The organism is Aeromonas sp. QDB54 (genome assembly GCF_027707385.1).
GTDB classification, from domain to species: Bacteria; Pseudomonadota; Gammaproteobacteria; order Enterobacterales; family Aeromonadaceae; genus Aeromonas; species Aeromonas hydrophila.
In genome coordinates this window covers 1-8,579 of record NZ_JAPCIT010000052.1, presented here as the reverse complement: position 1 = coordinate 8,579, position 8,579 = coordinate 1, and the positions used below count along the sequence as shown (strand labels likewise).

The 8,579-nt window shown below is 54.1% G+C and carries 8 protein-coding genes and 1 pseudogene; 5 read left to right on the top strand and 4 right to left on the bottom strand.

Going from position 1 to position 8,579, the window contains the following annotated elements:
* Positions 1-270 (top strand): annotated as a pseudogene (locus PG881_RS23480) (transposase); the annotation flags it as partial.
* On the opposite strand, the gene PG881_RS23475 reads toward PG881_RS23480, so the two are convergent.
* The 3 genes from PG881_RS23475 to PG881_RS23465 form a co-directional block, all read right to left on the bottom strand.
* Entirely contained in the window at positions 270-1,928 is a 1,659-nt protein-coding gene (locus PG881_RS23475; protein WP_194760709.1) for a methyl-accepting chemotaxis protein, read from the bottom strand. The pseudogene PG881_RS23480 and the gene PG881_RS23475 overlap by 1 nt on opposite strands.
* A gap of 698 nt (positions 1,929-2,626) precedes the next feature.
* Positions 2,627-2,905, bottom strand: coding sequence for a hypothetical protein (locus tag PG881_RS23470; RefSeq protein WP_270671179.1), 279 nt, complete (start codon positions 2,903-2,905; stop codon positions 2,627-2,629).
* A gap of 38 nt (positions 2,906-2,943) precedes the next feature.
* Complete coding sequence (locus tag PG881_RS23465) at positions 2,944-3,246, bottom strand: DUF4156 domain-containing protein (protein ID WP_270671178.1); 303 nt, start codon at positions 3,244-3,246, stop codon at positions 2,944-2,946.
* A 363-nt stretch (positions 3,247-3,609) separates the two neighbouring features.
* On the opposite strand from PG881_RS23465, the gene PG881_RS23460 reads away from it, so the two are divergent.
* The 4 genes from PG881_RS23460 to PG881_RS23445 all read left to right on the top strand — a co-directional run bounded on the left by PG881_RS23460 (position 3,610) and on the right by PG881_RS23445 (position 7,140).
* Positions 3,610-3,891, top strand: a complete 282-nt coding sequence (locus PG881_RS23460; RefSeq protein ID WP_270803241.1) for a hypothetical protein — start codon at positions 3,610-3,612, stop codon at positions 3,889-3,891.
* Positions 3,892-5,576: 1,685 nt separating this feature from the next.
* Positions 5,577-6,545, top strand: coding sequence for an integrase domain-containing protein (locus tag PG881_RS23455; protein ID WP_236277422.1), 969 nt, complete (start codon positions 5,577-5,579; stop codon positions 6,543-6,545).
* A gap of 9 nt (positions 6,546-6,554) precedes the next feature.
* Positions 6,555-6,839 carry a hypothetical protein gene (locus tag PG881_RS23450; protein ID WP_128274411.1) on the top strand — a complete coding sequence of 95 codons (285 nt, stop codon included), beginning with the start codon at positions 6,555-6,557 and terminating at the stop codon, positions 6,837-6,839.
* A gap of 58 nt (positions 6,840-6,897) precedes the next feature.
* Positions 6,898-7,140 (top strand): plasmid replication protein RepB, encoded by a 243-nt coding sequence (locus tag PG881_RS23445; RefSeq protein ID WP_103859311.1) that lies wholly within the window; start codon positions 6,898-6,900, stop codon positions 7,138-7,140.
* A gap of 196 nt (positions 7,141-7,336) precedes the next feature.
* On the opposite strand, the gene PG881_RS23440 is transcribed toward PG881_RS23445, so the two are convergent.
* The gene (locus PG881_RS23440; RefSeq protein ID WP_270803239.1) at positions 7,337-8,344 is read right to left on the bottom strand and encodes a replication initiation protein; all 1,008 of its coding nucleotides are present in this window, start codon (positions 8,342-8,344) and stop codon (positions 7,337-7,339) included.
* Between the last annotated feature and the right edge of the window lie 235 nt (positions 8,345-8,579).

The window sequence follows — 8,579 nt, the reverse complement described above, 5'->3', positions numbered from 1 at the left end:
ATGAAGCAGATTACCTTCGCCTACGCCGAGTATGCCGGCAAGCGCAAGCAGGCCCGCAAAGAGTTGTTCCTGATCGAGATGGATCAGGTGGTGCCGTGGAAGGGTTTGATCGCCTTGATCGAGCCGCACTACCCGAAGGGTGAAGGCGGCAGTCCAGCCTATCCGCTGATGGCGATGTTGTGCGTGCATTTGATGCAGAACTGGTTCGGCTACAGCGACCCGGCGATGGAGGAGGCGCTGTACGAGACTACAATCCTGCGTCAGTTTGCCTAAAGACGGAACATATGCACCAGACGCTGAAGTTGGGTTGCCAGAGCAGATAGTTGCTTACTGGTGGCAACATTCTGACGGGAAGCCTCGCTAGTTTCCTCGGCAATCTGGCTGACACTAGTAACGTTACGATTGATCTCCTCCGCGACAGAGCTTTGCTCCTCAGCGGCAGATGCAATCATGGCATTCATGTCATTAATAATCGCAACAGCGTTACTGATCTGATCCAGCATATGACCTGCGCTGGCAACCTGTTGTTTACCAGCTTGTGCTTTGGTGCAACTACTTTGCATGACCGCAACAGCACGATTTGCCCCGCCCTGCAGTTTTTCAATCATGGTCTGAATTTCGCTGGTTGACTGTTGCGTGCGCGAAGCAAGCGAGCGCACCTCATCCGCCACCACAGCAAAGCCTCGCCCTTGCTCACCAGCTCTTGCAGCTTCAATAGCCGCATTAAGGGCAAGTAAATTGGTTTGATCGGCGATGCTGCGAATGACATCCACCACAGAGCTAATACCAGCACTGTCTGCTTCAAGCTCATGGATAACGGTGGCCGCGTGCTCAACTTCACTGGCTAGGCTGTCGATAGAAGAGATTGTTTGATGAACAACAAGCTTTCCACTTTCCGACTGCTGATCTGCTTCCTGTGCTGCTCTTGCTGCACTGGCCGCGTTCCCAGCCACATCCTGCACAGTAGCTGACATTTCGTTCATCGCAGTAGCAACCTGATCTGTCTCCAACTGCTGGCGGCGGATGCCGTCACTGGTTTCAGTGCTGATCTGAGCAGTCTGCTCAGCTGCGGCTGCCAGTTGCTCCACAGCCCCCGCCAACTCTTGAATGGTGTGGTGAAAACGCGAAGCCATTGCATTGAATGAGCTAGAGATTTCGCCCAGCTCATCACGCCCCTGATAGGTAACTCGATAGCCCAAATTGCCATCAGCTAGCTGCTGACCGCCGACTTGAAGCTCGCGAACAGCTTTTGTGATGCCAGATACAGTAGCCAAAGCCACGACTGTGGCCAGAAACAGAGCAACCACTAGCGTGAGACCGATTATCACAACCAGACGATCGAAGCTCTCTTTAGCGCGCTGGTAGCTTGCATTGGCGCTCTCCTGCTCCGACTCAACCAGATTACGCACGCTGGCATAGGTCGTCATAAATGCAGGTTGCAAGCGATTCAGCAGGATTGCATTCCCTCCCGCATAGTCACCTTGGCGCATTGCATTGAGCGTCGGTTGAACACCATTATCCAGATAATCAGACAGCTTGTTTTGCAGTTCAGTGGCCAAGCGCTGCTGCTCTTTGCTCATTGGCATACGCTGATAGTCAGCAAGGCGCTCACGCATGCTGCCTACGCTTCTATCCACAGCATCGAAATGCATGCTCGCGGGGTGGTCATGTGCCTTTTCGAACGCACTACCAGGCTGATGTTGCAGAGCAAGCAAAAGCTGAGTGCGTGCATGGTGCATGTGATTGGTGAGGTCGCCAAGCTTATCGAGCGGTAGCAGAACGTTGTTGTACATCTGGTTAATATCGGCATTGCTGCTGCGCATGCCGTTAAGCCCCGCCATTGTCAGGCCGGCAGCCGTAGCAGCTAGCAGAATGAGCAAACTGATGAGACGGGTTTTAATTGAAAAACGGGTTAGCCAATCACTCACTACTTCACCTCATTATTAGGCATATCAATGTGCCTTCATTGTATCGGCTGGTTCATTTGAAATCTTGAGTCAGGCTCCCCCTCAAGGCTTCTCGCCGTATGGTCTGGGGCAATTTAGTACTTAAATCAAAAACAAGCCATGAAGGCTGTCCGGCTAGGCTATAGCCCAACCGGGCGTCAGACGAAGCGGCGAAAGAGCGTCAGAGTAGGGCCTTTTCCGGAATTTCCTGACGCCTTCGGCGCGGCGTCTATGGCCTCAACCTGACACGCCAGCCGTTAGCGTGCTTTATTGTCCGAATTCTGAGGCGACCCCTACTAGATATCAAGCGACTTCTCCTATCCCCTGGGAACACATCAATCTTACCGGAGAATATCGTTGGCCAAAGCCTTAGCGTAGGATTTCGCCCTCTCCCGCAAACGACCCCGTAGCGCACCAGCAGGGTCCAGCCGCCAGGTTGTCCGACCGCGACAACGACGCGCACAGCACCGGCCGCCACCAGTTGCACCAGGGTGGGATGAGTGATGGTTTTCATGGAATGCTCCGACACAAGGGATAGTGCGGCGCAGAATGGGAGATAACGCCCTGCAAAACAAGCCATCTTGCAGGCTGATAGGCAGCAAAAAGGGGCTTGGATTTACCATAAGCCCCCCTTATGCGTACTGCGGGTCTAACACCACCCGCCATACTTGCTTGTGGATCTACTCACACTTGATGCCCGTAATCCTAAAGTCCCATGTCCATATCTTCGAGTACTCATTAGAGTAAGAAACGTAGTATTGGGTCTTACCCTCCAGCTCCCTCACTGCAAATATCTCTGTCTTTTGACCTTCCTTAGAGCTTTCAACACTCCATGTAGCCATACATCTCTTCCCTTCAGAAAGGGATTTTTTTACAGAATCACCTTCTTCGGTAATTGAGGCAACAGCATTAGAAACCAAAAAAACACATAAAATACATGCAACCCCTGATAACTTCATTGTATGAAATCTCCTTTACATATAGCACCAACACTGAATCAATTGCACGAGTATGCATTCATCGTTACGGTCGCAGAATTACCATTTGCCGTAACATCAGAGCCTGTAATTACAACTGCATTAGCCCCTAGCTTGATAGCCTCATTAGCAGCATTTTCCCTTGCCAATGCCACATTTCTATCAACTGTTAAGCTGAAAACTTCTGAACCTGACACTGCATCTATTAGATTGCAGCTCTCTGCCGTCTTACTATCAATAACTTTTACAGGCAATGATGCTGATGAACTTGACGAGCATGCAGTTATTAATGTCATTGATAATATAATTACAACTTTCTTCATTGTTTAAAAATCCAGTCTATGAGCAGAGATTCATATATACCACATAACGCGATAATCTTTCAGTCGCGCCAGCAGAACTTTACGGCGCGCGGGGGTGGGATAGCAACACAAGCAATGTTGAAGTCTAGCTGGCAGCGCCTAAAGTTTTTTAGCATCAGGCCGCCATCTTTGACTTAAAACAACTTACGCAACGCAGTCCGTAGGGGGGGGTATTACAGACCTGGCGCGGGATCACAATTGTGGCGACTGGTTTCAGATTTTTCGTTATCATTTTTTGTGATTTATATCAAAATTAGTATACTCAACTTTACACTTTCGCACATGCTTTGTGATGTTTTTATTTTTTTGGAGAAATTTTTAGTTATGAAAAAGCTTACTGTGTCAGCCTTATTTTTTATGTCCACTGCTTTCACTTATGCTCATGCGGCAGAACCTTATTTGAATGCGGCAGAGATGGGGGATGATGTTTCCCTTCTAGCGCAGTCTTCTTTATTGTATAAGGACACACTGGAACAGCGGATGTACGATAACACCCAGATGATATGCCGTGGGATAAAGTACAAATATGAAAGCACCCCATCAAAGACAGCAAGCATGGAACGATGGATGTCAAAAGTAGAATCGATCTGCGAAGACTACAACTGATAAAAAATGTTCCGGCGCATCTACAGCAACACCACCTAGACAAGATGATATAGCAGGGTGGTGGCGCCCATTTTCAACGATTTGTGTCCAGAACACAGGAATGATTCACTACACGACCCCTTAATGCCACGTTGAAGGGGACCAACCGGCCAGCGCCAACTTCAAAATCGGCGTTCGGCCAACCTCCAACCCAAGATCTATCCACTCCCAGCCCACGTCGGCTACTTAGTATCTAAAAACAAAATTAGATCGACCATAAACCTGTGCGCATAACGCCCATTATGTTTAATTGGCCTTTTTACCAGGGAAAACGGGCCGTTCGCCCCGTTCTGGCAGCAGAGGGGCCATTTAGAGTGCTCAGGCAGGGCTGCCGAGGCGGTTTGGCGGCTGAAAGTTTGCGACGGTTTGGGAGAGGTTTTGGCCGCGATCTCTGGCCTATCCGGTTTCGGCCAAACTGGGCGGTGAGTGGCCCAGATCTACGCCACAGGGACGCCAGACGAGCAGGAGGCCGCACGGGCTGAGGCTTGACAGGATAGGGATGCAGATTTAAGGTGATTTATCCCTGTGGGGCCTAATCACTAGCTCGCCGAGCCTAACAGCCCGGCCTAAATCACTTTCGAGTGTGTAATTCGCTTTGCGCTGTCGAATCACCTCACGACCATGACGTCCTCAAGGGACATGTGGTCCCTGGGGCGATTTGTCATGCCTGAATTTCCCCAAACACAGCCAGTTGCTGCCACGCAAAGCGGATTCCTATTCCAATTGATTTTTCTGATTTCCCCAACTGAGAAATCCCTTCTTTTATTGCACAAAATGCAATAACTGAATATTTCTCGCCAGTCGAGCTCAACTGGATAATCTCGGGCGCACTGAAACTCACGGGTGGATGTGGACGGTCGAAATCTAAAGATGGAGACCTTGCAATACAGTGTTATGCGACTGCAACACGCATCTGCGCATTTATGCGTTTAACGACTCAGTAACCCTTGCAGGCATTTCTTACTTTATAGACTAGCACCTTGCAGGCATTTCTTACTTTATAGACTAGCACCTTGTAGGCATTTCTTACTTTATAGACTAGCACCTTGTAGGCATTTCTTACTTTATAGACCAACACCTTTTCAGGTATTCCTTACTTTATAGACCAACACCTTTTCAGGTATTCCTTATTTTATAGACCAACACCTTTTCAGGTATTCCTTGCTTTATAGACCAACACCTTTTCAGGTATTCCTTGCTCTAAGGATCACGCCACGCACGAATAAGCCTCCGGCGGAGCCTTGCGGCCACTGCCTCCCACCGGGTAGCCGATGAGATGCGATGCGATGATACCCAGCCCCCCCCCCCTGCCGTCTCTGTTTGACAGAGACGGCCAGCGCCAACCCAGCGCTATCCCTTAGCCCTCGGGCCATGCCGCCAGATCTCACTGGCACGAAAACGCACGAAAACAGGCCAGCCGGACGCTCGGCGCAGTCGATCTCGACCCGCGCCCTGCTTGCAGGAGCCCCCTGCCATAGCAGCCCCCTCCGCTCTGCGGAACAATCACGCTCACCGCGTAAGGAGATGTAGAAAAAAAAAGCCCCCCACGACACGCACAGTCGAAAACAGGTGCAAAACACTCACCACCAGGAACAGGGGATGGGGCATCAAAACGTAATTTCAATCAATCAATATGGAGATTTGATATGGCGAGATGTGATCGGGCAAACCCCGATTCACGAAATTTTGGCCTCGGCAGCCGGGATATGGGCTATGCCGGGCGCAGCGCCCTGCGCGAGGGAATGCAGAGCCACAGTTCGATCGCCACGATGGCCGATCGCTGGGGCCAGTTCGCCAGTTGGGCGCGTGAGGAGGCGGGGATCAGGGACATGCGGCACATCGAGACGGCCACCCTGCGCGGTTATGCCGCCCACCTGATCGCGCGGCTGGAGCAGGGGGAGATCAGCCCCGCCACCGCCCAAAATGCGCTCTCCGCCGTTAACCGGGTCATGGAGATAGCCCGAGGCGACCGGGCCGTGCGGCTCGACCCCGTGCGCGAGGCGGGGCTGCCGACCCGTAGCGGGATCGCTACCACCGATCATGCCGTGCCGGTGTCCCAGCACGACACCGCCGTGGCCGCCGTCTCCGAGCGGGTGGGAGCCCTGCTGAGCCTCCAACGTTCGTTGGGATTGCGGTTCGAGGAGGCGGCCAAACTCGACGCCCAACGGGCGCTTGCCCAGGCCGAACGGCACGGCCAGATCCGCATCGAGGACGGCACCAAGGGCGGGCTCGTGCGGCAGGTTCCCTGCCAATCACCCGCCCAGCACCACGCACTGGCCCAGGCCGCCGCCCAACAGGAGGGCCGCTCGTTGATCCCGCCCTCAATGTCCTACAAGGACTTTAGGACGGCTGCCTATAGCGAGCTGCGCAGCGCGGGCATCCGGTCGCACGGCGAACGACACGCCTACGCCCAGGGACGGTACGAAACCCTGGTGGGTGCCCCCGCGCCCGTCGCGGCCGGGATCGGTCACGGTGCCGACCATCATCGGTTTTTAGCCGCCCAGTTGGGGATCGAGGTCGCGGCGGCGCGGGAGCTGGATTTGCAGGCCCGTGAGCAGGTGGCCGCCGAACTGGGGCACGGGCGGATCGACGTGACCAACGCGTACCTGGGATAAGGAGGACACATGGAGCAATGGGTAAGGGAACGGGTCGATACCTACCTGCGACACGGCGGCAAAACCAGCCGCCGCGCCATGGTCAAACGGCTGATCGCCATCCTGCTCGACATTCGTCAATACGAGCCGGGGGTGCGCCAACCGCCCCAGATAGGGCGGGCACACATCCACCGTTATTGGGCTCGCCAGTCACAGCTGGCAGATCGGACACGACAGGATCATTGGTACGCACTCTGCCTCCTTTGGGCGCTACTGGAACGGCCAGGTGAACCGCCGAAGCCACCGCTGGTATAAAGACGGCGCTGTGCTAGAATCATTTTGTAAATTTGATTAATCAAAGGCGCGTTTTGATATGGAAGAACTGCAAGCGAAGTGGACGTTTGACCAAGGTGGGTTTGCCAAGGCCCTGATTGCCCCCACCCCGATGGGGGCTGGCTACCATCTGCATCTGGTGAAGTTCGGCAAACAGAGCGAGACCATTGTCCTGGAACGACAACGCGGGGGCTGGCGGGTGTTCAAGAGCATCGATGCCGCCGCCAACACCGCCAATGGCATTGGCTTTCGGCGTATCGAGATCGATCTGTCCAGTCGTTGAGAACCAGGACAAAAACCAACCCCACCCACGCTCCGTGGACAACGCCCCCGTCCACAGGCCAAACCCACGGCCTGATGGACGGCCTCCGGTTCGGGCGCTTGCCCACCTCGCCAAGATCCTCTTTCTAATGACAAGCCATATCAGAAACGAACGCCCTGCGGGCGCTGTTATCTGATATAGGCTTGTTTCGCGATCGCTATTTTGAAATCTTGGCGTACTTGCTGACGGTACTCGCCGAGATTTTAAGATCCTGCGCTATCGAACTATGTGGATGCCCTTCGGCCTTCATCTTCTGGATTGTCTCCCACAGTTCCCAGTTCGTGGACTTGGGCCTGCCCCCGCCCTTGGATACCCTGCCGCCCTTAGCACCTCTCCGCGCTTGGATCTCGGGGGTATGTGTCCGATCAACGTAATCCGCAAACGAGGTCGGGGTAAGGTGCCGCCAGATCCAACGGGCGATACTCTTGGCCGTTGCCTTGATCTCACTATGGGGCAACGGGCCGCCCTGCTCGCGTCCAAACGCATTGGCGCTCTCACAGGCAGCTCTCACCGCATCCGCCCATGCGTCGTATCCATTGGGCCGCCAATAATCCCGCACTGCGCTGTAGCCCCATTCCCGCACGTTATCGAACACAGTGACGTTACGCCCCAGCCCGCTCGCCTCTTTGCCGCTGCGGCGGTTGTAGGCCGCTAAATCCGCATCTGGGCAAAACTCGGCGAGGTAGTCGAGGGAATAGGGCACATGGTTATGCCATACCGTCCACCAATCGCTGTGTACGGGGTTTTTGGTGATCAACCCAACGTACCCCATGTCAGCGCCCAGCTTCTTCGCCAGCACGTGCTCTATAGCCGCTAGATAGCGCAGTGGCTTTAGCCTGGCTGCATTGGTACGCGCCACTGGCGCGGCCAGCAGATAGCCAAGATGGTAGTTGCCGTTTTCGGGGTTGATCGCGATCCAATGCGGCGCAGGCAAGCCACGCTCTCGCCACTCTTGATACCCTTCTCGCCGCTGCTCATAGGGCTTTCTGTCCACATCAAACACAATGCAGGAGACATGCGGCGGCGGGTTGTGCTGAACATGGCGATAGGCCAGCGCGGTTGCTTGCGGGCGAATGTGCAGCCCATGAGCCGGATCATCGGTGCAGTAGGGGCGACGGGGGAGACGTTCGACAAAGGCAGCGGCTTGCAGTGCTGGTTTTACCATCGATCACCGCGCTTATTGGCGGTGCAGGGTTGTTTGGTGTGATCCATGTGGTATTCTTGTTCCTGTGATTAAGTCACGGCCCCGAACTCTCTAAGCCATCCGCCAAGATTGAACTTAGAGATTCGGGGTTTGTCCTTTCTGGGCAATACGTTACCGCACTAACCCCCTCTCGGCAACTTCGCCTATTCCAGCCGCGAACCTGCGTCCAGATATACCTGCTCACGCTCTCGTTTCC